Below are 20,798 nucleotides of genomic sequence, written 5' to 3' on the forward strand. Positions count from 1 at the left end.
ATATGCCGGAAAAGTGAGTGCCGCGAAAAAACTCAGGCCAGTCGGGCCGAAGACGTGAACTCCGCAATATGCCCTACAGCTTTGCGTTGCGTTCCATGAGTACGGAATGCACTTGTCGCACGCCTCAGGGCTGCCGCTTCGGCTTGCAATGCATAGACCGCCGCGTTGGTTTCTTCGAGGGCCGCCACGTTGTTTTGAGATATGCGGTCCAGATCTTTCGTTGATTTGGAAATCTCCTCGATCCCGCTCGCAGTTTCATTCGACACGTTCACGATTTGCCGGATCTGTGATGAGGCGATATCGATTCCTCCGACAATGTCCTGGAATGCCCTGCCGGATGCCTGAACGAGTTCAACACCGCGATCAATGTTGCCCCCTGACGCTTCAATCAGATCTGCGATTTCACCTGCAGCTTCGGCAGAGCGTCGAGCAAGTGCGCGGACTTCGGTGGCCACGACGGCAAAGCCACGCCCCGCATCCCCTGCGCGCGCGGCTTCGACGCCCGCGTTCAAAGCCAGGAGATTGGTTTGAAAGGATATTTCGTCAATAACATGCAGTATGCTACCGATCGCTGATGATGAACTTTGTATAGCATCCATTGCGTCAACCGCCCGCCTGACGACGTCATAGCCAGCGGTCGCTCCCGACGAGACGCCCTCTACGGAAAGGCAGGCCGTCTCTGCAAAATCCGCTGCTGCCTTCACAGTCCTGGACATATGTTCAAGCTGCACAGCGGTACTTTCCAGCATCGAGGCATTCGTTTCCGAGCGTTTTGCCAGATCACTGGCCACAGTCGCGATCTCGCGCGACGAGACATCAACCGTTTCAGAGGATTCAGATATCCCCGCCAGAGTTTCCCCCAGTGTCTGCGTGGCGGTATTCATTTCCTTCGCAATCTGGGAAAATATGCCCGCGAAGTTTTCCGGCATGCGCTGAGTCAGATTTCCTGCAGCCATTTCCTGCAAGCCGCACAGAACCGCTCCCAGCCCCGTATTTGCAGCCTCGCCAACCTTGTTCAGCCCCTCGCATATTTCCGCAAACACGCCCTCTTTATCATCCGTGCGCAGGGATTTTGAGAAGTCGCCTGCAGCACAGGCCCGCACGACCTGCCCGATGTCCTCGACGATGGCGCGTTCTCTTGCATGCTTTGCCTGCATCGCCAGCTCTCGCTCTGCGGCGTCGCGTGCCTGCGCTTGCGCTTGGTCCACCCGCGATTTTTCCCTCTCGCGCTGCCGCTCGTGCTGCTGTTCAAGTGCGAGACGCTCACTCTCCTTGCGGCTGCGCGTCTCTGACAGACTTTGTCGAAAAGCATCAAGTGCCCGCGCAACCGGGCCAAGTTCGTCTGTTCTGCCCGGATCCAGTTTCCAACTGAGCTGATCAGTCGTTTCACTCATCACCGCAATAATGTCGCTGTCGAGATCGCTGAAACTGCGCGTCAGGGTGCGGAAAAGATAGATCACCCCCAAGGCCGTCACGATCGCTGCAAGAACGGAAAACACCCCGAGTTGCCACATCATGCGCGTATTGGCGGCGGTGACATCGTCGGTGATCGCAGTCAGCTGCGTGGCGAGTTTTTCTCGGTGGACGTCCATGACAGTCACAAGATTATCCATCGCGGCGCTCATCACCTCAGCCACCTCATCGAAGGCCTCCATCTGCGGGTTGCCCCCTTGCGGACCGGAATCTATATATGCTTTCGCCATTTTCTTTCCGCCCTGGTAGAAAGACGGGAAGGCGTTCAGAAGTCCGTCAAGCGCAACGGCAACATCGGAAATCCCCAGCATCTTGGCATGGTCCCTTGCCAGAGCGACGTCCTTTTCAAAGGTGTCGGCATAGACCTGAGCCTCACTGAAGCCGTCATCAAATCCGGGGGCTGCCCGGGTTGCCGAAATATCGGTCAGCCATTGCTGGACCTGGATCACATCGGTCTTTACGTCCTTCACCGCAGAAAACAGGGGCATCAGGTGATCCGTGAGGGCGCGGGACACATGCGCACTTTGCTCCATCCGCGTGTTCTGGACAATCAGCAACGAAATCGTCGTGAGTATTCCACCCCATGCCAGAAGTGTGACCAGCGCGAGAACGCTGAAAATCTTTCTCTTAAGGGTCATGTCTGACGGTCTCCGACGATGTGCTGTAAAGCTCCCGAGCATTTGCTGCATTTCATAACGTCATTATTATTTGGTGAACTCCCGCCGGTGCATCCTTATGGCATTTCTGTCTCTTTTTTGGTTTCTGCTCCCTGGAAGCGAATGCCTCGATATCCGCGTGACGCCGAGGGAGGTCGCGTTGGTCGTAGCTGACGTGGGTTCCCCCGCTTCACCTATCGCGTCAGCGGCGATAGCGTTTGCTTCAGCCGTTCTGCGAGGCCAAATCAGACCGGGTTCGGCGACATGCCAGTCAAGCGCATGAACTCCGGGTTGAAAATCGACTTTTTGGCAAATCCCGCAGCCAGCCAGATTTCAAGAACTGTCTTGTCGGAGTCCGTCTGCAACCGGCGAAGAGCCGGTGCGCAACGAGCGTCATGTCTGTGGTCCAGATCAATCGGATCAGAGCGAGGATGAGCACAAGTGTCGCCAACAGCGGCCGTGGCCCGAACTGCATGGCACGCGATCTCGGGGGCAGATGGCGTCGTCGCATCCTCAATTATGCAAAAGGATGTCCTTTATCGCGTTTCAGGGCGCCAGCGATGGGGAGACTGCAGACAGTCGCCTGTATTGCAACCTCCCCTGAAAGGATCGCGACATGGTCTCCGTTAAGCAATTTCTGACATCCGCCACTTTGGTCGCCGTGCTGGGGCTGGCAGGCTGGGCCGTTTGTACGTTGACCCGTCCCGCCTATGACGGGCGCGCCGGCATCGCCTATGGTCACGCCTTCGCGCCAGCACGGCAGGACGACGTCGCCTTTCACATCTGGTATCCTGCCCAGCCCGGTGGCCGGGCGGTCACCGTCGGCGGCAATGGCGTCTTCCATGGCACCCCGGCGGGCCGAAACGCGCCGCATGCGCCGGGGCGCTTTCCGCTGGTCATCATCTCGCACGGGGCGGGTGGCAATGCGGGGCAGTTCGGCTGGATCGCGTCGACGCTGGCCCAGGCGGGCTTCGTGGTCGTTCTGCCAAACCACCCGGGCACGACATCGGGCAATGCCTCTGCCCTGGCCGCCCTGCGGGTTTGGGAGCGTCCTAAGGATGTCTCTGCCGTCCTGGACGAGATCGCGGGCAACCCCGAGGAGTATCCCTTCGTCGATATCGATCGCGTGGCGGCGCTGGGGTTTTCCGCAGGCGGCTATACCGCCATGGCGCTCATGGGGGCGCGCGTCGATCCGGGGCGCTTGCAAAGCTACTGTGACAGCGGCGATCACGGGATGTCGGATTGCGCCTTCCTTGCGCACTTCGGGGTCGATCCGCAGGATTTCGATCTGACGGACGCGGCGCAGGACCTGACAGATCCACGCATCCGCACTGCCGTCGTTATTGATCCCGGCATCGTCGAGACACTGACCCCGCGCAGCCTGTCTCACATCACTCGACCCATGGCGCTGATTAACCTCGGGGATGCAGGCCGCGTGCCGCGCGGGGTGGACGCCGTGGCAGCGGCGGCGCTGATCCCGCAGGCCGAGTTTATCCGCGTCAACGACGCGATCCACTTCAGCTTTCTTGCAGAGTGCAAGCCCAAGGGGGCGGCGATCCTGCGCGATGAAGCCGAGCCGGATCCGCTTTGCGACGACGCGGGCGGGCGGGGACGGGCCGCTATCCATGCAGACCTGAAGCGGATCATCGTCGACTATCTGAGGCAGCATATGTCGCTAGGTGAACGACAGATCGGTTCCTGAAGGCGGAGCCTGTCGGCCCTCAAAAGCCGCCTGCCCGTCTGTCTCTACCCCGCATTCTCAACAGTGCTGCATCTGGAGCTGCTCAGAAAGCTGTCAACGTGGCGCTGTCAGCGAAAGAGAGCCATCAGGATGGCAAACTGGCCTAGACCGCCTCTCGGATCGTCTGGAAAATCAGGCTCAGATCCTCTGTTCCAATGCCTCCGAACGCGAGCCTCAGGGCCTGCAGAGTGGCGAGGGTCGTGGTAAACGGCTCGGCGCCCGACACCAGAACGCCCTGCTCTTTCAGGCGCGACACGATCGGTTCGGCCCTGATGCCCTTGTCGAGCGGCAACCAGACAAACCCCTTGTTGCGATGCGACAGGATCGCTGCCTCCCCCAAGACGGACCGGCAGATCTTCTGGCGCTCGGCCCCGTGTCGCCTGCGGGTCTCTTCGGAGCGGCACAGCGTGCCGTCCGCCACCTAGCCGGAGACCAGTGCGGAAATCAGCGCCGGGGCATTCCAGGTTATGGCCCGGATCGCCTCAAGCAGACCACCCGTTTGCGTTGGTGGGGCAATCAGGTAGCCCAGACGCAGCGCCGTCCCGAGGCTCTTTAAAAAGCTCCCGACATGGATCGTGCGTTCCGGCGCCAGAGCGACGAGGCTGGGCGGAGGGGCCGGCTCCAGAAAAGCATAGGCGGCGTCTTCGATGATCAGAAGGTCATGTTTGCGGGCGATTTCGATCAGACGCAGGCGCGTCGGCTCATCCATGACGGCCCCCAGCGGATTGTGAACGGTCGGCATCAGATAGACCCCTCGCAGCCTCGTCGCACGGCACTGTCTGTCCAGATCGTCAGGGTCCATCACGCCCTCCCACCCCTCGACCGGCACAAGGTTTAGCCCTTGCAATGCCGCAACCGATTTGAAGCCGGGATAGCTCAGCGGGTCGGTGGCGATCGCCTCGCCCAGCTGCAGGACCCCGAGGGCGATGCTCGCCAGCCCATGCTGACCGCCCGAGGTGACCAGAAGGCGGTCCGATCAATCTCGCCAAGGCGCGGCAGGAGGCTTTCGGCAAGGCTCCGGCGTTCATGCGTCCTGCCGCCGTGCGGCTGGTAGCGCAACATCGCCTCAAGATCGCCCGCCGCCGCAAGCCGCCGTAACCCTCCGCATCCTCCACCGCGCCCGGCATATTGAACACGAGGTCGACAAAGCCATCGGCGTCCGTCTGCTGAACCCCGAGCGTCAGCGGCAAGCCGAAATCGCGCAGGAACATGCCGCGACCGGCTTCGTCGACGATGCAGCCCCGGCGCTCCAGCTCGCCATAGGCCCGCGTTGCCGTGGCGATGGCGACACTGAACTGCTGCGCAAGCGCAGGATGCGTCGGTAGTTTGGTTCCGGGAGCCAGTCTGCCCTCCCGAATTGCCGCCGCGATCATGTCGGCCAGACGTATCTACCGGGCTGTCCTCATCCGCTCATTGTATCTAGGACAATAGAAAAATTGTCATGCGGAATGGCGCGTGGCATCCCGATCTCATGTCCCGCGTGTTTCCCGTTGCCCTGCTCGCTCTTGCCCTCTTTACGGTGAGGTTTGCCGTGAACCTTCAGGCCCCGCTCTATGATGTCTATGCGGCGGGACATGAGCTCCGGGCGACGGCGGTGACGGTTGCTTTCGCCGCCTATGTCGGGGGTCTCATGCCGACGCTCTTGCTGCTGGGCGGGCTGTCGGACCGGATCGGGCGACGCGCGCCGATTGCCCTCGCGCTGATCCTTGGCACGCTAGCGACAGCGCTGCTGCTGCGGCTGCCGGTCTTTCCCGCGGGTACATGGATGTTCGGGGCGGCGATGGCGCTGGCCGGGTCCACGACCGGCATGACCATCGCTGTCGTCCCGCTGGAGCTTGCGGCCAACGATCTTGGCGGATGGACGGGCCTCGTGATCTTTCTGGCGATGTTCGTCGCGTTCCTCTGCCAGCCGTTCGCGCGACGCATGACCAAGGACCGGGCGCGCGCGACGGCCGGCCTGTTCGTCTACGCCTACGTCGGGTTTTCACTTCCGGTCATCGCCAGCGATGCCTTGGCCGACCGGCTCGGCCTTTTGGCGGCGATGGTGGTTTTCGCCGTCGTTCAGAGCGCCATGACAGGTCTCATCGTCAAGCTCTGGAAAACGCGCACTGATCCGCTGGGCCAGCCGCAAAAACCGGGTTGAGATGCGATGAGTGAGACCTTCGCCCCTGCCCCACCTCAGGCCCGTCGCCTTTGTGCCGACGGGCCTGGCACTTTCTCAGACCAGAAGCGCACGCAAGGCGTCGAGCGTGCGCTCAATGCCCGCCTCTGTGGTCATAACGCCGGGCGACATCCGCAGGATCTGGCTGCGGTTATCGACGTAGATCTGCTGCTCGCGCAGGGCGGCCACCACATCTGCGGCGGGGATGTGATCTGGCAGGATGACCATCAGGCTGCCACCGCGCTTTTCGGGGTCCGACGGGCTGGCCAGCTGCAGTCCCATGCCTTCCAGCCCCGCCTGTAGCAGCGTCGTCAGAGCACGGTTCCCCGCTGCGATTGCCGCATCATCCTGCGCCATGCGCCACTGCATCGCGGGCAGACTGGCGAGGGCCGAAACGCTCGACGGGGTGCCGCTGTCGAGGCGGCGGGCATCATCGGCAAACGCGAAGGCATCCAGCGCCCATGAGAACGGATTGTCCTGCGAAAACCAGCCGCGCATCTCAGGCTCGCTGCGGGCCAGAAGGTCGCTGTCCATGTAGATGATGCCCGCGCCGGGGGTGCCGCACATCCACTTCAGGCTGGTCGACAGGGCGAAATCCACCTTCGGGGTCGTGACGTCATAGGGCAAAAGGCCCGCGCCCTGCGTCAGATCCACCCCGATCAGCGACCCCATGGCGCGGCCATGCGCGACCAGTCGTGGAATATCGAGGCGGTGCGAACTGGTCGAACTGACCCAGGTGAGCAAGGCCAGCGCCACGCCTTCGTCCCACTCCGCCATCATGTCCTCTTCCTCGACCCAATGCCCGCCCTGCCGGATCGGCACGGTGGTCAGGGTGAAGCCAAAGCGCTGCGACAGCCCGGTCAGCAGGAAGTGCAGCGAGGGAAAGCCGTCTTCGGACACAAGCACCTTCTTGCCACGTAAAGTGCCCTCGGGCAGCGCGCCGATCACGGCCATCAGGCCCGTGGTCACGCTCTCTGTCGTGGTGACAGTGCCCTTGGGCGCATGGATCAGCTGGGCCCAGAGGTCGATGAATTGCTGGCGCTTGCCCAGCACATCGCCCCATTGATCGCCATTGGGCGCGCCCCAGACATCTGCAAAGCCCGCAAGGGCCGCGGTCATATCTTCGCGCTTACCCTCGTATTGACCGATGGAGTGGTAGAGCAGATAGGCGTCGCCCTTTCCCGGGAGTGTGGACATGGTGGTCTCCGTTCATATGTGCGGTGCAAGGCCTGCGCCTGTTGATGGCGCGCGCGACAGAGCGCGTCTCAGCGATAGCCCCGCTTGAAATGTTGTTCGAGCCAGCCGGTCAGGCGCACCAGCGGCCACAGGATCGCGATATAGAGCAGCGCTGCCAGCACCAGCGGTGTCGGGTTGGCAAACAGCGCCTGCGCATCGGTGGCTTGCTTGAGCAGATCATCCATCGCCACGACCGACGCCAGCGAGGTGTCCTTCATGATGGCAACGCCATAAGAGGCCAGCGGCGGGATCATCATGCGGAAGGCCTGAGGCAGGACGACCTTGCGCATCGTTGTCGCGAACGACAGGCCAAGCGCGTCACAGGCTTCGAACTGCCCTTTAGGCACCGCTTCGATGCCCGCGCGCACCACCTCGGCCGTATAGGCCGCCAGCACCAGCGCCAGCGCAATGGTCGCGGCCACGAAGGACGAAAACACGATCCCCGCAAAGGGCAGCGCGTAATAGACAAGGATCAGCACGACCAGAACCGGGATGGCGCGAAAGATATCGATGTAGAACACCGCCAGCAGACGCAGCCACTTGGGCGCATAGAGCCGCACCAGACAGATCAGCACGCCGAGCACGCCCCCCACCACGATCGCCGCCGTGCCGAGGAAAATCGTGTTCAACATCCCGCGCATGAGAATGGGAAACGCACGGCGCATCACGTCGAGGTTGAAGAAGATGTCGAAGATTTCCATGGCGTGCTCCGATCAGGTCGCGGTGGTGTGGCGGGCCGACAGCTCAGGGCGCAGACCGCGAGGGATGCGGTCTGCGCCCGAAAAATCAGTCAGCCGAGGTTGGGATCGGCAGCGGCGTGACGGTCACGCTGTCCGCAGCCGGGGCAACGCCGAGCCATTTTTCATAGAGCGTCGCCATGGTGCCGTCTTCCTTCATGGCGGAAATGGCATCGTTGAACCCCTGCAGATGCGCGGAGTCTTTCGGCAGCATGATGGCAAACTTGTCGCCGGTCGGGATCTCGGCCGCGACCTCAAGCATATTCATCTGCGGTTGCGCAAAGGCATAGCGCAGGCTGACGATGTCGTTCACCGCCGCATCGATGCGCCCGCTGCGCAGATCGGTCAGCATGTTTGCGGTGGTGTCGTAGCTGGAATAGGCCTTGTAGCCCAGCTCGTCCTCACGCTCTTTCAGCCAGTTTTCCGGGAAAGACGTCGCGATCGAACCGATGCGCTTGCCCTTGAGGTCCTCGATGCTGCTGATGCCCGCATCCTTCTTGGTGCCCACACCAAGCGCGCCGGAGAAATATGGCTGCGTGAAGGACTGCGCCTCAAGGCGTTCATCCGTGATCGTGAGCGAGGAAATCACGGCATCCACACGGCCCGAGGCTGTCGCCACGAAAAGGGCGCGAAAGTCGAGGCCATCAATCTCGGTAGTCGTGCCGAGGCGGGCGGCGATCTCATTGATGATGTCGACTTCGAAGCCCTCAAAGTCACCCGCTTCGTTCTTGAATTCCCAAGGCGGATTCGCCGGATAGGAGCCGATCTTGAGGGCATCCTGCGCCATGGCCGCGACGCCGGAAAACGTGGTCAGCGCCGCAACTGCGAGGCCGGTGAGCAGAGTTCTTCTGGATGACATTGTGGTATCCCTTGTTGTGAGGTGCAGCGCGTTTTCGCGTCTTGGCATCGCTATCGCTGACATGTTTCGTATACGGATACAAACATTTTGTTTAGACTTAAAGCTTCTTATAGTGCGCTATACGCAGATTATGCTAAGCTGCCTGAAATTTAGCGTGTCGCTTCAGTATACAATTTGGGGATGATTATGGCCGAAATGCCCAAGCGCCACATGAAGGACAAGATTTACGAAACCTACCTCGGGCGCATCCAGAGGGGCGAGATCACCTATGACGACCGGCTCGTTGACACCGCGGTCGCCGAGGAATTTCATGTCTCGCGGATGCCGGTGCGCGATGCCCTGATGCGCCTGACCCATGAGGGGTATCTCGACAGCACGACGCGCGGCTTCACCTTGCCCAACCTGCAGCACGCCCAGATCCTCGACATCTTCGAACTGCGTCGCCTGCTGGAGCCTCGCGCGGCGGCGCTGGCCACAGCCAGGCTGACCGAGGCTGATCTGGAAACGCTGGCTCAGGCTGTCGCGCGATCCGAGCGCACCCTTGAGACGGGCGATATCGAGAGCCTCTATGCCGCGTCAGAGGACATTCGCCGTACCTGGATCATGGCTGTGCCGAACGTTGAGCTGCGCGAAACCATCCTGCGCTACATGGCGCAAATTCAGTCTGTCCGCCTCGTGACCCTGCGGGACGAGGAATCGCATCACACGCTGGTAGACCTGCACCGCCAGATGCTGAGGGCCTTTTCAAGCCGCAACGCCGCCCATGTGGAGCTTTTGCTGCTGCGCTACGTCTTCGCCGGTGAAGCGAGTTTCCTGCGGATCAAGGGATTGTCTGGCGCGCGGGAGGACAAGAACTGATCGCTGCGGAGGCTAACCGACCGAGCTTGGCACTCTCTATACGACGGTTGCGGCTCGCTGAACCATAGGTATTGCCTGTGTCTTTGCAGAACCGAGGCGCAGGCTCAGCGCAACACCCATGCCCTCGGCAAGACCCAAGGCTGCCGCCATTCTACACGTGCCTGACAATCAGGCAAATCGGTGTGGGACCAAAACAACGCACGCCAAACCTTTGCCAAATCTGCGAAGCTGAACCAGTCCCTCGCACCAACAAATCGATTGGTAAAAGCCGGTCGCAAGACTGGAATCGGCCACGTCCGCCTGATCAAAGCTCCAAACACTCGGAATTTCGCTTCATACCCAACAATATTTTGAAAAGTGGTGCACCCAACAGGATTCGAACCTGTGGCCTCTGCCTTCGGAGGGCAGCGCTCTATCCAGCTGAGCTATGGGTGCCTGCGGGGGTCTATAGCGGCTCGCAGGAATCTCTGCAATGGCTTGCGCACCGCTGGCGTACAGTTTTCCCGCTCATGCCTTCACGGCCTGCGCCAGCATCGTCATCTGCGGGATCATCGTCGCGATGCTGACGTCGGTAAAGCCGCCATCGCTCAGCGTGTCCGTCAGCCAGCCGGCATCCAGCGATCGCGCCTCTGGCGTGAAGGCCGTGTGCTGCAGCTGCCAGAGCGCCGCCAGCGACGGCCCGGTACGATCCGCCTCGACAATGAAATCATGGATCAGGATCTTGCCGCCGGGGTTCAGCACGGACAGCGCCTTTTCGATCAACCCGTCATGCGAGTCCCCCGGAACCCCGGAAAACAGATAGGACATCAGCACGACATCCTGCCCCTCGGGCCAATCGGCCTCCAGCGCGTTGCCTTCGCGGTAGCTGATGCGATCGCTCAGCCCGGCCTCCTCGACATAGGCGCGCCCTAGGCTCGCCACATTGGGAAACTCCAGAACGGTCGCGCTCAGATCGTCGAAGGCCTTGCACAGGGTGATGTCGAAGGCCGCGGTGCCCCCGCCGACATCCAGCAACGCCTTGCCGCCCGACAGATCCAGCGAGCGCGCCAGTTGCCGCGCCGGGCCCAGCGATCCAGCATGCTGGCTCTCGGAATAAAGCCGCGCCTCCTCGGGGTCGGAAAACCAGTCGGCATAGCTCTGCGTCGTGCCCTCCTCCATGGTGCCCATCAGCGCGCCCTCGATCTGGTCCAGCAGCGGATACATCTGCTTGCCGACCTGCAGGCGGATATAGTCGCCAAAGTCATACTTGGCCCCCTTGACCAGAAACGCCTCCGCCGCCGGAGAGTTGGAAAACACCACATCCTGCACACTGACAAGCCCGAGCCCGGCCAGCGCCGTCAGCAGCGTCATCGCACGATCCTCATGGATACCCTCGGCCTGCGCCAGTGCGGCCGCCGTCATCGGCGCCTCGGCCAGATGGGAAAACACCTTCAGCTCAAGAGCCGCGAACAGCGCCTTCGACCCCATGAATCCGAATGCGATGTGCGAAATTTCGTCAGCTTCGGTCAAAAGGGTCATGGAAAGCTCCTGTGTTTCGGAAAATCTACCCCGAGCCTAGGCCCCTTCCCGTCCCATTGATACCCATATGCCGAAAAACGACACACCAAGTGTCGCATCTGCGCAATTCAACCGCAAACGACAACGGCGCGAAGGCCCCTCGTGCCCCGCGCCGCTTCTTCTTGCCTTCATATTCCCGCCGGAGGCATGCCTGCCCCCGCGACCCGCGCCTCAGGCGAACAGATCGTGCGCCAGTTCCAGCGCCTCGATCAGCACATCCACCTCGGCCTCGGTGTTGTACATGGCAAAGCTGGCCCGGCAACTCGCCGTGATCCCCAGCGTTTCCATCAGCGGGCCAGCGCAGTGATGCCCGGCGCGCACGGCGACGCCCTTCTTGTCGAGGATGGTCGAGATGTCATGGGCATGTGCCGCACCGTCCAGCGTAAAGCTGAAGATACCGCCCTTGCCCGGCGCATTGCCCTGCACGTTCAGCCAGTTCAGCCCCTTCAGACGATCACTCGCATAAGCGGTCAGCTGCATTTCCCGCTCATGAATGGCCTGCATCCCGATGCCGGTCATGTAATCCAGCGCCACGCCGAGGCCGATCATCTGCACGATACCGGGGGTGCCGGCCTCAAACTTCATCGGCGGATCGTTGTAGATCACCGTGTCACGCGTGACCTCCCGGATCATGTCGCCGCCGCCCATGAAGGGGCGCATCTCGGCCAGCCGCTCGGCACGGCAATAGATCGCACCAGAGCCCGACGGCCCATAGAGCTTGTGCCCGGTGATCGCAAAGAAATCGCAGCCGATGTCCTGCACGTCGACGGGCATGTGCACCGCCGATTGCGAGCCATCGATCAGGCTCGCCACACCGCGGGCGCGCGCCGCCGCACAGATCGTTTTGACGTCGACAATCGTGCCCAGCACATTCGACATCTGGGTCACGGCGACCAGTTTGGTCTTTGGCCCCATCGCCTCGATGACCCTCTGGGGGTCCAGACTGCCGTCTGCCTCGACCTCGACCCATTTCAGCACCACGCCCATGCGTTCGCGCAGGAAATGCCAGGGCACGATATTGGCGTGATGCTCCATCACCGACAGCACGATCTCGTCGCCGGCCTGCAGATGCGGCATCGCCCAGGCATAGGCCACCATGTTGATGCCCTCGGTGGTGCCCGAGTTCATCACGATCTCATCTTCGCTGCCCGCATTCAGGAACCGCGCGATGGTGCCGCGCACGGCCTCGTACTTGTCGGTGGCGAGGTTCGATAGGTAATGCAAACCCCTGTGCACATTGGCATATTCCTGCGAATAGGCCTGCGTGATCGCGTCAATCACCACCTGCGGCTTCTGCGCCGAGGCGCCATTGTCGAGATAGACCAGCGGCTTGCCGTTGACCTGCCGCGACAGGATCGGGAAATCGGCACGGATTGCGTTCACGTCGAACATATCAGACCTCCACGGGCGCAACGCCCATAGCAGACAGCAGCACCGACAACAGCAGCACCGCCGAAACAAAAGTAACGCCCACAACGCCAACCGCCTTGAGGCGGGTGTCAAAGCCATGGGCGGCCGCGACGAAGCAGATCATCATGTAGATGCCCCAGATCCCCGCCGCCATGCCGACCATCCACGCCAGACCGGGCACGATCATGCCAACCACGCTGAGCACGACCTGCGCCGTCAGCCGCAGGATCTGCAGCCAGAGCGTCACGCGCAGCAGCGTCGTTGTGGTGCCATGGCCGCCGAACATCCGCCCGACAGCGGCCAGAATGGCGGCACTGCCCCAGACCACACCGCCGACCAGCGTCGCCAGCACGATGGGCGAGGCAAAGCCGCCGGAAAAGAAATCGACCGGCAGCAGGATACCGTAGAGCAGCCCGTTCAGCACCGCGACCAGCGCCAGCGTCAGCGGCACGACCGCCGGGTTCAGCGGTGTGCTGACCAGCAGCGGAGCGGCGGCCATCGGGTTCAGAATGCTTTGACGCGCAAGGTCAAGCCAGGATGAAGTCATGCGTGTCGGCTCCCCGATTGCGGGCTGAAGTGGGCTTCGATCAGCCCAGCCGTCCAGAAAACAAGGACGGCGAGGCACCATAATATTCCGACCGCGATCTTCGCCGGGCCGGGGCCGATGAAACCTCCGACCAGACCGTCCAGCAGCATCAGCGGCAAGGCTGCCGCCAGCGCCCAGAACAGCGCGATCCGGCTGGCATAGCCGCTGCCCTGCCCGCCAAAAAGACGCGCCAGCAGATGCGACAGCGCCGCCAGCACGTACATAAGCAGTGGCAGGATGAAGACCAGACCCAGCAGCGATCCCCCCAGCAACATTTGCAGATCTTCGCCACTGGCGTCCGCCACGCGCACCAGCCGGGGCCATTGCGCAACGAAGGCCATCGCGCCCACGCCCATGGCCAGCACCAGCGCACGATCCTCGCGCACGCCCGCCGACAGCAAGTGTCGGAGGACGCGGCGCGGATGCACATAGGTCGCCGCGATATTGCCGAGCAGCGACATCAGTCGATGCGTCGATCCAGCCAGGCGCTCAGACGCTCCAGCAGGACGTCACGCAGGGCTTCGTCCTCGATCTCCTCCAGCGCCTGCGCCAGAAACGCTAGTGTCAGAAGATTGGTCGCCTCGGCCTCGCTGACGCCACGGGCGCGCAGATAGAACAGCGCGTCCTCGTCGATGGCCCCGGTGGTCGAGCCGTGCGAACAGGCGACATCATCGGCATAGATCTCAAGCTCGGGCTTGGCGAGGAACTCACTGTCGCCGTCCAGCAGCAGCGCCTGGCTCAGCTGATAGCCATCGGTCTTCTGCGCCCCGGCCTTGACCAGGATCTTGCCCTGGAACACGCCCTTGGCACCGTTCCGCAGCACCTTCTTGAACACCTGACGGCTTTCGCAGTTCAGCGCGTCATGCGTCACGAACACCGTGTCGTCATGCAGAAAGTCACCGTCGCCCATGCAGGCACCCGCGACATGCGCCACCGCGTCATCGCCCAGCATCTCGATGATGCATTCGTTGCGCGTCAGCACGCCATTGGCGGTCATAGTGAAGCTCTTGAACAGAGCCTCCGCCTTGAGACGCGCAAAGATATGCGTCACGGCCCGGCGCTCATGATCGCGCCCCTGAGCGCGGACATGGTGGAACTTCGCCCCCTTGCCGACCTCGACCTCCATTACCTTGTTGAAGCGCGCGGCTGCAGGGCCGTTCTCCAGCAGGGTCAGCTCGGCCCCGTCATCCAGCTTGATGACATGGTGCATCATAACGTCCGAGGCTTCGTCGCGGTGATGATAGACGATCGAGACCGCCTTTTCCGTCTGCCCGCTGACCCGGATCAGCAGGCCATCGGTCGCCGCCCAGGTGTTCAGCGCCGCCAGAGGGCGCGGCACCGGATCCTGGCCAGCGGTCTCCAGCTTGCCGTAAAGGGCCTTGGCCCAGTGGATGTCCGAGTTGGCCTGCGACAGCCGTTCGATCGTGACGCCATTGGGCGCGAGAGCGTCGCTCTCCTCGGGATCGAAGACACCATCGACGAAGACGATCTTCACCCGGTCGACCCCGTCAAAGATCTGCGCTTCCCCTGCGTCGAACACCGCGGCTTTAGGGGCCTCGGGTTGCACCAGACTTTGCGGCTTGGTGAACTTCCAGTATTCATCGCGCGGGCCCGGAAGACCCATGGCACGCAGCCGGCTCAGCGCATCCGCGCGCAGATCCGCACTCCAGCCGCGCACGACGGGCGGCGTGATCGCCTTGATCCGAGCGTCCGTGGCGTCGATCTTGGCCTGCGTCAGCTTCGGTTTGCTCGGTGCAATCATGCCTGCGCCTCCGCCAGCAGATCCTTGTAGCCGTTCTCTTCAACATCCAGCGCCAGCTCGGGGCCGCCGGTCTTGATGATGCGGCCGTTCGACATGATGTGCACGACGTCCGGTTTGATGTGGTCCAGCAGGCGCTGGTAGTGGGTGATCACCAGGAAGGACCGCTTGCCGTCGCGCAGCGCGTTGACGCCTTCCGACACCAGTTTCATCGCATCGACGTCGAGGCCGGAGTCGGTCTCGTCCAGGATGCACATCTTCGGCTCAAGCATGGCCATCTGCAGGATCTCGTTGCGCTTCTTCTCGCCGCCGGAAAAGCCGACGTTGACCGGGCGCTTCAGCATCTCGGCGTCGATCTTCAGGCTCTTGGCCTTTTCGCGTACCGCTTTCAGGAACTCGGCGGCGGTCAGCTCGTCTTCGCCACGGGCCTTGCGCTGCGAATTCACCGCGGTGCGCAGGAAGGTCATGTTGCCGACGCCGGGGATCTCGACCGGGTACTGGAACGCCAGGAACAGACCGGCAGCGGCGCGCGCTTCGGGGTCCATCGACAGCAGGTCATTGCCCTCCAGCGTCGCCGAGCCTTCGGTCACCTCATAGCCGCCCTTGCCCGACAGGACATAAGACAGCGTCGACTTGCCCGAGCCGTTCGGCCCCATGATCGCATGGACCATGCCGGGTTCGATCTTGAGGTCGACACCCTTCAGGATCTGTTTATCTTCTTCTTCAAGTTTGACGTGCAGGTTGTTGATTTCCAGCATGTTTTGTCCTTTCGTCGCGCAGCGCCTCAGGCGTGCGTCATCATTCTGAATACGTCCAACAGACGGTCCCCAGGGACCGCCATCGGCGCTATGTCAAAGACGGCCAGTCGGCCGATATGTGTCGGTTGGCCCACAAATGCCTCGATCTCGTGGTACTCTGGGCGGTTAACATAATCATCAAACAGCAGGGTCACGGGCCGCGTGATGCGAAACGCCGTGGCCAGCACGCAGCCGGTGCGAAACCGGCCATCCACCAGCACCACATCCGGGTGCGGCATGTCGGGCCGGTCCCAGACCGCCATCGGATAGGCCGCGAAACTGCGCCAAGCGCTGTCATCCAGCGGATAGCCCCAGTTCTCCATCTGCCCGATATCGGCATGCACCACCTCAACGCGCGAGGCCGGTGGATTGGCGGCAAACCAGTCGCGCATCATCTGCGCCCAGGTGCCGTCGCTTTCCACGCTGGTGACATGTTTGCCCGGCATTTCTGCCGCCATCACGGTGGACCCGCCAGAGCCATACTCCAGGATCACCCCGGCCTCGGCGTAGGCCAGCCGCACCGCCTCAACCACCTTCGGTGGAAAGGTCAGCTCGGGCCGCTTGGGCATGGCAGTCTGCAGCGCCGGGTTCATCTTACGCGACCACCACCGCCGTGCCGGACACGCTCACCATCAGCATCGAGTCCCCAACCACTTCGTAGTCGAGGTCGACGCCCACCACCGCATTGGCCCCAAGCGAGGCCGCGCGCTGTTCCAGCTCGCGCATCGCCGTGTCGCGGGCATCCTGCAGCTTGCTCTCATAGGCACCCGAGCGGCCACCTATGATATCGGTGATCCCGGCGAAGAAATCACGCACCACATTGGCGCCCATAATGGCCTCACCCACCACGATACCGCGGTATTCGGTGATCTTGCGGCCCTCGATGCTGTTGGTCGTCGTCAGGATCATGTCGTTTTCCTAGTACCATCGTCAGGCGCGCCCCGGCAGGGACACGCCGCAAGGCGGGCCTGATCAGCCCACCGACCCTTCCAGCGAAATCGCAACCAGCTGCTGCGCTTCCATGGCGAACTCCATCGGCAGCGCCTGCAGCACGTCGCGGCAGAAGCCGTTGACCACCAGCGCCACCGCTGCCTCTTCGTCCATGCCGCGCTGACGGCAATAGAACAGCTGCTCGTCATCGACCTTGGAGGTCGTCGCCTCATGCTCAACCCGCGAGGAGTTATTCTTTACCTCGATATAAGGCACGGTATGCGCCCCACATTCCGAACCGATCAGCAGGCTGTCGCACTGGGTATAGTTGCGGCTGTTCTTGGCCTTCGGGTGCATCGAGACAAGCCCGCGATAGGTGTTCTGCGCCTTACCGGCGCTGATCCCTTTCGAGACGATCCGGCTCTTGGTGTTCTTGCCAAGGTGGACCATCTTCGTGCCGGTGTCGGCCTGCTGCATGTTGTTGGCGATGGCGATCGAGTAGAACTCGCCCTGGCTGTCATCGCCGCGCAGGATGCACGACGGATACTTCCAGGTCACGGCAGAGCCGGTTTCGACCTGCGTCCACATCACCTTGGAGCGATCGCCGCGGCAATCGGCACGCTTGGTGACGAAGTTGTAGATCCCGCCCTTGCCGTTTTCATCGCCCGGATACCAGTTCTGCACCGTGGAGTATTTCACCTCGGCATCTTCCAGCAGCACGATCTCGACCACGGCTGCGTGCAGTTGCGCCACGTCGCGTTGCGGCGCGGTGCAGCCCTCAAGGTAGCTGACATAAGCCCCCTTGTCGCAGATGATCAGGGTGCGTTCGAACTGGCCGGTGTTCTCCGCATTGATGCGGAAATAGGTGCTCAGCTCCATCGGGCAGCGCACGCCCGGCGGGACGTAAACGAACGAGCCATCCGAGAAGACAGCCGAGTTCAGCGTCGCATAGAAGTTGTCCGACACCGGCACGACCGAGCCGAGGTATTTCTGCACCAGCTCGGGGTGGTCGCGGATCGCTTCCGAGATCGAGCAGAAGATCACGCCAGCGGCCTTCAGTTCCTTCTGGAACGTCGTACCGACCGAGACGGAGTCAAACACCGCATCCACGGCGACACGGCGTTCTTCCACCGGCTCGTCGCCCTCGGGCACTTCGACCCCGGCCAGGATCATCTGTTCCTTCAGCGGAATGCCGAGCTTTTTATACGTTTCCAGCAGTTTCGGGTCCACGTCGTCCAGCGACTGCGGCTTCACCTCCATGCTTTTCGGCCGGGCATAGTAGTATTGGTTCTGGAAGTTGATCTTGGGATAGTCGACCATGGCCCAGGTCGGCTCTTCCTTTTCCAGCCAGCGACGATAGGCCTGCAGACGCCACTCAAGCATCCACTCCGGCTCGCCGTTCTTGCTCGAGATCAGACGAACGATATCCTCGTTCAGCCCCATCGGGGCATAGTCCATCTCGATATCCGTATTCCAGCCGTACTTATAGGCGCCGCCAACCTTGCGGACCGCATCTACGGTCTCTTGATCGACGCCCTCTTTGACGTCTGCATTGGTGACATCGGGCGTGTCCATCTTGGTCATGGCATCCTCGTCCTGTTCGCTTGCTCACGCCGCTCTGGCGTGATGTTTCGTCCGTTGCGCCAGCCAGATTTTGGCAAAGCGCTCAATTTCGTCGTCCGTCGTCCACGGACCCAAGGACACCCGCAGCGCACCGCTGGCAGCCTCGTCATCATATCCCATGGCCCGCAGCACCTTGCTGGCGCGCACCTTGCCACTGGAGCAGGCCGATCCGGCGCTGACCGCGATGCCAGCCAGATCCATCTGCATCACCTGCGTTTCGCCCTTCCACCCGGGCGAGATCAGGTTGGAGGTATTGGGAAGGCGCATTGGCCCTGTCCCGGCCCTGTCGTCAACCCCTGCAATCACCAGATCGGGGCAGGTATCGCGCAGCATCGCCTCCATCCGGTCGCGGCGCGCGCCGACTTCGTCCCAGACACCGCCAGCAAGATCTTTCGCGGCGGCCTCAGCAGCCGCACCGAACCCGGCGATGCCGATGACGTTTTCTGTACCCGCGCGACGGCCCATTTCCTGACCGCCTCCGCGGATCTGCGCCGCCAGATCGGTGCCGCGTTTCAGAACCAGCGCGCCTATGCCTTTCGGCCCGCCCAGCTTGTGCGCCGAGACCAGTCCCATCTGGCACCCGAGCCAGTTGAACGCAATGGGCAGCTTACCGAAAGCCTGTGTCAGATCGCTGACAGCCAGACCCTCCGGCAGGCTTTGCACCACGCCGGTTTCGCTGTTTGCAAGTTGCAAAGCCGACTTTGCAGGCTCTGCAACGCTGACACGCCCAAGGCCATCGACGGGCAGATCTTCGCCACCCCAGGCCAGCATCGCGTCATGTTCAATCTGCGCCATGGCAAGGCCACGCCCCGCCAAGGCCAGCGCCGCCCCTTCGGTCGAGCCTGAGACGAAAACGATATCCGCCCCCTCGGCCCCAAGCGCGGCAGCAACCTGTGCCCGCGACCGCTCGATCAGCGACTTCGCCCCGCGCCCCTCGGCATGCACCGAGGACGGGTTGCCCGAGACATCCATCGCCGCAATCATCGCCTCGCGCGCCTCAGAGCGCAGCGGCGTTGTCGCGTTATGATCCAGATAGACCCGAGCCATCGCAGTATTACCTTCCACGCCAACCCTGTGGCGTCTTGTTGTCATATATAGGGTGCGGATCGCCCGACGGGCAGCCCCTCACGCCTCGTCGATGATCTCGAAGAGGTTCGGCACCGCAGGACAGGGCGCGAGTTCATTGCGCACCACATCGCCCAGCGTGGTCTGGTGCAGGAACACATAGACATGTGCGCTCAGCCCCTCCCACAAACGGTTCGTCATCGACTGGGCGCGGCTGCCGGATGTCCCACCCGAGGCGCCTGCCCCCTTGTGCATCGCGCTCACCGTCTCATCGACGGCGGCCAGAATATCGACCACCCGGATCTCCATCGCGGGCTTGGCCAGACGATAGCCGCCCCCCGGCCCGCGCACACTGTCCACCAGACCTGAGCGCCGTAGCTTGACGAAAAGTTGTTCCAGATAGGGCAGCGACACTGACTGGCGTTTGGAAATATCACCAAGCGCCACCAGCGAATCCGGCGGTTGCAGGGCAATATCGGCCAGCGCGACCATGGCGTAACGCCCCTTGGTACTTAGTTTCACGCGGAACTCCTTGCCCGAGAGGTTGATTTCATTGACCTTAGCGCCCGCGCAGACTATCTGGCTGGATAGCCCGCGCCGGACCCGTCCGGCCGGTTTAGAACATTTCTAAGGTGCCCGATAAAATTCGTCAAGAATATAGCACCACACACGAGGATTCTCCATAATGCCCGAGGTCATCTTTCCCGGACCCGAAGGTCGCCTTGAAGGGCGTTACCACCCACAAAAAGACCGTGACGCGCCGATTGCCATCGTGTTGCATCCGCACCCGCAGTTTGGCGGGACGATGAACAACAAGATCGTCTACAATCTGCACTACGCCTTCTACAACATGGGCTTCACCGTGCTGCGGTTCAACTTCCGTGGCGTGGGCCGTAGCCAGGGCGAATACGATCAGGGGATTGGCGAGCTGTCTGATGCTGCCTCCGCCCTCGATTACCTGCAGTCGATGAACAACAACTCCAAGCATTGCTGGGTTGCTGGCTTCTCGTTCGGTGCCTGGATCGGCATGCAACTGCTGATGCGCCGGCCCGAGATCACCGGCTTCATCTCGGTCAGCCCGCCTGCCAATATGTACGACTTTTCGTTCCTGGCGCCCTGCCCGGCGTCCGGTCTGATCATCAACGGCGGCGCCGACCGTGTCGCGCCCCCCGCCGACACCACGACGCTTGTCTCCAAGCTGCAAGAGCAGAAGGGCATCACCGTCACCCATGACGAAGTTCCGGGTGCGGGCCACTTCTTCTCCGAAGGCGATCAGATGGAAAACATGATCGGCACCGTCAGCGACTACGTCAAACGTCGCCTCACGGAAACCAGCCGCTAAGCTTCTCT

General features: G+C 62.1%; 21 protein-coding genes, 1 tRNA gene and 1 pseudogene. 4 read left to right on the forward strand and 19 right to left on the reverse strand.

The genetic code is table 11. From position 1 onward, the window contains the following. Window positions 1–32: 32 nt before the first annotated feature. On the reverse strand, window positions 33–2,111 hold the full coding sequence (locus F3W81_RS04550; RefSeq protein ID WP_193082468.1) for a methyl-accepting chemotaxis protein: 2,079 nt from the start codon (window positions 2,109–2,111) through the stop codon (window positions 33–35). Window positions 2,112–2,745: 634 nt separating this feature from the next. Between F3W81_RS04550 and F3W81_RS04555 the strand changes: the two genes are divergently transcribed. Then, window positions 2,746–3,831 carry an alpha/beta hydrolase family protein gene (locus tag F3W81_RS04555; protein ID WP_193082469.1) on the forward strand — a complete coding sequence of 362 codons (1,086 nt, stop codon included), beginning with the start codon at window positions 2,746–2,748 and terminating at the stop codon, window positions 3,829–3,831. Between the two features lie 142 nt (window positions 3,832–3,973). Here the strand turns inward: F3W81_RS04555 and F3W81_RS20730 are convergent, their stop codons facing one another. The 3 genes and pseudogenes from F3W81_RS20730 to F3W81_RS20995 form a co-directional block, all read right to left on the reverse strand. Further along, window positions 3,974–4,291 (reverse strand): aminotransferase-like domain-containing protein, encoded by a 318-nt coding sequence (locus tag F3W81_RS20730; RefSeq protein ID WP_226941857.1) that lies wholly within the window; start codon window positions 4,289–4,291, stop codon window positions 3,974–3,976. Beyond that, window positions 4,292–4,834 carry an aminotransferase class I/II-fold pyridoxal phosphate-dependent enzyme gene (locus tag F3W81_RS20735; RefSeq protein ID WP_226941954.1) on the reverse strand — a complete coding sequence of 181 codons (543 nt, stop codon included), beginning with the start codon at window positions 4,832–4,834 and terminating at the stop codon, window positions 4,292–4,294. A gap of 301 nt (window positions 4,835–5,135) precedes the next feature. Beyond that, window positions 5,136–5,243: pseudogene (locus F3W81_RS20995) on the reverse strand (GntR family transcriptional regulator); the annotation flags it as partial. Window positions 5,244–5,401: 158 nt separating this feature from the next. On the opposite strand from F3W81_RS20995, the gene F3W81_RS04565 reads away from it, so the two are divergent. Beyond that, on the forward strand, window positions 5,402–6,013 hold the full coding sequence (locus F3W81_RS04565) for a hypothetical protein (RefSeq protein WP_407692459.1): 612 nt from the start codon (window positions 5,402–5,404) through the stop codon (window positions 6,011–6,013). Between the two features lie 75 nt (window positions 6,014–6,088). On the opposite strand, the gene F3W81_RS04570 is transcribed toward F3W81_RS04565, so the two are convergent. From F3W81_RS04570 to F3W81_RS04580, 3 genes are all read right to left on the reverse strand, one after another. After that, complete coding sequence (locus F3W81_RS04570) at window positions 6,089–7,228, reverse strand: aminotransferase class V-fold PLP-dependent enzyme (protein WP_193082470.1); 1,140 nt, start codon at window positions 7,226–7,228, stop codon at window positions 6,089–6,091. Between the two features lie 68 nt (window positions 7,229–7,296). Then, a complete protein-coding gene (locus F3W81_RS04575; protein WP_193082471.1) occupies window positions 7,297–7,968 on the reverse strand; it encodes an amino acid ABC transporter permease in 672 nt (223 codons plus the stop codon). An 85-nt stretch (window positions 7,969–8,053) separates the two neighbouring features. After that, on the reverse strand, window positions 8,054–8,863 hold the full coding sequence (locus F3W81_RS04580; protein WP_193082472.1) for an ABC transporter substrate-binding protein: 810 nt from the start codon (window positions 8,861–8,863) through the stop codon (window positions 8,054–8,056). A 186-nt stretch (window positions 8,864–9,049) separates the two neighbouring features. Here F3W81_RS04580 and F3W81_RS04585 point away from each other — a divergent pair, with 186 nt between their 5' ends. Further along, window positions 9,050–9,721 carry a GntR family transcriptional regulator gene (locus F3W81_RS04585; protein ID WP_193082473.1) on the forward strand — a complete coding sequence of 224 codons (672 nt, stop codon included), beginning with the start codon at window positions 9,050–9,052 and terminating at the stop codon, window positions 9,719–9,721. Between the two features lie 358 nt (window positions 9,722–10,079). On the opposite strand, the gene F3W81_RS04590 is transcribed toward F3W81_RS04585, so the two are convergent. From F3W81_RS04590 to iscR, 12 genes are all read right to left on the reverse strand, one after another. Then, window positions 10,080–10,156: transfer RNA gene (locus F3W81_RS04590), tRNA-Arg, on the reverse strand. 72 nt (window positions 10,157–10,228) lie between these two features. Beyond that, window positions 10,229–11,239: a methyltransferase family protein gene (locus F3W81_RS04595; protein WP_193082474.1), complete on the reverse strand. Its 1,011-nt coding sequence runs from the start codon at window positions 11,237–11,239 to the stop codon at window positions 10,229–10,231. Window positions 11,240–11,449: 210 nt separating this feature from the next. After that, window positions 11,450–12,670 (reverse strand): cysteine desulfurase, encoded by a 1,221-nt coding sequence (locus F3W81_RS04600; RefSeq protein WP_193082475.1) that lies wholly within the window; start codon window positions 12,668–12,670, stop codon window positions 11,450–11,452. Between the two features lies 1 nt (window position 12,671). Continuing rightward, window positions 12,672–13,235: a YIP1 family protein gene (locus F3W81_RS04605; protein ID WP_193082476.1), complete on the reverse strand. Its 564-nt coding sequence runs from the start codon at window positions 13,233–13,235 to the stop codon at window positions 12,672–12,674. Then, entirely contained in the window at window positions 13,232–13,735 is a 504-nt protein-coding gene (locus tag F3W81_RS04610) for a YIP1 family protein (RefSeq protein ID WP_193082477.1), read from the reverse strand. Before F3W81_RS04610 ends, F3W81_RS04605 begins: the two co-directional genes overlap by 4 nt. Beyond that, window positions 13,735–15,036 carry a Fe-S cluster assembly protein SufD gene (gene sufD, locus F3W81_RS04615; RefSeq protein ID WP_193082478.1) on the reverse strand — a complete coding sequence of 434 codons (1,302 nt, stop codon included), beginning with the start codon at window positions 15,034–15,036 and terminating at the stop codon, window positions 13,735–13,737. The genes F3W81_RS04610 and sufD overlap by 1 nt, the downstream gene beginning before the upstream one ends. Next, window positions 15,033–15,791, reverse strand: coding sequence for a Fe-S cluster assembly ATPase SufC (sufC, locus tag F3W81_RS04620; RefSeq protein ID WP_193082479.1), 759 nt, complete (start codon window positions 15,789–15,791; stop codon window positions 15,033–15,035). The genes sufD and sufC overlap by 4 nt, the downstream gene beginning before the upstream one ends. A gap of 26 nt (window positions 15,792–15,817) precedes the next feature. Further along, window positions 15,818–16,399: an SAM-dependent methyltransferase gene (locus F3W81_RS04625; protein ID WP_226941858.1), complete on the reverse strand. Its 582-nt coding sequence runs from the start codon at window positions 16,397–16,399 to the stop codon at window positions 15,818–15,820. A gap of 25 nt (window positions 16,400–16,424) precedes the next feature. After that, a complete protein-coding gene (locus tag F3W81_RS04630) occupies window positions 16,425–16,739 on the reverse strand; it encodes a heavy metal-binding domain-containing protein (protein ID WP_193082481.1) in 315 nt (104 codons plus the stop codon). 63 nt (window positions 16,740–16,802) lie between these two features. Further along, window positions 16,803–18,344: a Fe-S cluster assembly protein SufB gene (sufB, locus tag F3W81_RS04635; protein ID WP_226941859.1), complete on the reverse strand. Its 1,542-nt coding sequence runs from the start codon at window positions 18,342–18,344 to the stop codon at window positions 16,803–16,805. 24 nt (window positions 18,345–18,368) lie between these two features. Continuing rightward, window positions 18,369–19,430 carry a cysteine desulfurase family protein gene (locus F3W81_RS04640; RefSeq protein WP_193082482.1) on the reverse strand — a complete coding sequence of 354 codons (1,062 nt, stop codon included), beginning with the start codon at window positions 19,428–19,430 and terminating at the stop codon, window positions 18,369–18,371. Window positions 19,431–19,508: 78 nt separating this feature from the next. Then, window positions 19,509–19,970 carry a Fe-S cluster assembly transcriptional regulator IscR gene (gene iscR / locus F3W81_RS04645; protein ID WP_193082483.1) on the reverse strand — a complete coding sequence of 154 codons (462 nt, stop codon included), beginning with the start codon at window positions 19,968–19,970 and terminating at the stop codon, window positions 19,509–19,511. Window positions 19,971–20,133: 163 nt separating this feature from the next. Here iscR and F3W81_RS04650 point away from each other — a divergent pair, with 163 nt between their 5' ends. Next, the gene (locus F3W81_RS04650; RefSeq protein WP_193082484.1) at window positions 20,134–20,790 is read left to right on the forward strand and encodes an alpha/beta hydrolase; all 657 of its coding nucleotides are present in this window, start codon (window positions 20,134–20,136) and stop codon (window positions 20,788–20,790) included. Window positions 20,791–20,798: the final 8 nt, after the last annotated feature.

The sequence above is a fragment of the Pseudooceanicola spongiae genome (genome assembly GCF_014899185.1).
GTDB lineage: Bacteria > Pseudomonadota > Alphaproteobacteria > Rhodobacterales > Rhodobacteraceae > Pseudooceanicola > Pseudooceanicola spongiae.

Excerpts from the sequence above, each read along its gene's own strand:
- F3W81_RS04550 (WP_193082468.1), bottom strand. The coding sequence starts at position 2,111 with ATGACCCTTAAGAGAAAGATTTTCAGCGTTCTCGCGCTGGTCACACTT.
- F3W81_RS04555 (WP_193082469.1), top strand. The coding sequence starts at position 2,746 with ATGGTCTCCGTTAAGCAATTTCTGACATCCGCCACTTTGGTCGCCGTG.
- F3W81_RS04570 (WP_193082470.1), bottom strand. The coding sequence starts at position 7,228 with ATGTCCACACTCCCGGGAAAGGGCGACGCCTATCTGCTCTACCACTCC.
- F3W81_RS04575 (WP_193082471.1), bottom strand. The coding sequence starts at position 7,968 with ATGGAAATCTTCGACATCTTCTTCAACCTCGACGTGATGCGCCGTGCG.
- F3W81_RS04580 (WP_193082472.1), bottom strand. The coding sequence starts at position 8,863 with ATGTCATCCAGAAGAACTCTGCTCACCGGCCTCGCAGTTGCGGCGCTG.
- F3W81_RS04585 (WP_193082473.1), top strand. The coding sequence starts at position 9,050 with ATGGCCGAAATGCCCAAGCGCCACATGAAGGACAAGATTTACGAAACC.
- F3W81_RS04595 (WP_193082474.1), bottom strand. The coding sequence starts at position 11,239 with ATGACCCTTTTGACCGAAGCTGACGAAATTTCGCACATCGCATTCGGA.
- F3W81_RS04600 (WP_193082475.1), bottom strand. The coding sequence starts at position 12,670 with ATGTTCGACGTGAACGCAATCCGTGCCGATTTCCCGATCCTGTCGCGG.
- F3W81_RS04605 (WP_193082476.1), bottom strand. The coding sequence starts at position 13,235 with ATGACTTCATCCTGGCTTGACCTTGCGCGTCAAAGCATTCTGAACCCG.
- F3W81_RS04610 (WP_193082477.1), bottom strand. The coding sequence starts at position 13,735 with ATGTCGCTGCTCGGCAATATCGCGGCGACCTATGTGCATCCGCGCCGC.
- sufD (WP_193082478.1), bottom strand. The coding sequence starts at position 15,036 with ATGATTGCACCGAGCAAACCGAAGCTGACGCAGGCCAAGATCGACGCC.
- sufC (WP_193082479.1), bottom strand. The coding sequence starts at position 15,791 with ATGCTGGAAATCAACAACCTGCACGTCAAACTTGAAGAAGAAGATAAA.
- F3W81_RS04625 (WP_226941858.1), bottom strand. The coding sequence starts at position 16,399 with ATGCCCAAGCGGCCCGAGCTGACCTTTCCACCGAAGGTGGTTGAGGCG.
- F3W81_RS04630 (WP_193082481.1), bottom strand. The coding sequence starts at position 16,739 with ATGATCCTGACGACGACCAACAGCATCGAGGGCCGCAAGATCACCGAA.
- sufB (WP_226941859.1), bottom strand. The coding sequence starts at position 18,344 with ATGACCAAGATGGACACGCCCGATGTCACCAATGCAGACGTCAAAGAG.
- F3W81_RS04640 (WP_193082482.1), bottom strand. The coding sequence starts at position 19,430 with ATGGCTCGGGTCTATCTGGATCATAACGCGACAACGCCGCTGCGCTCT.
- F3W81_RS04650 (WP_193082484.1), top strand. The coding sequence starts at position 20,134 with ATGCCCGAGGTCATCTTTCCCGGACCCGAAGGTCGCCTTGAAGGGCGT.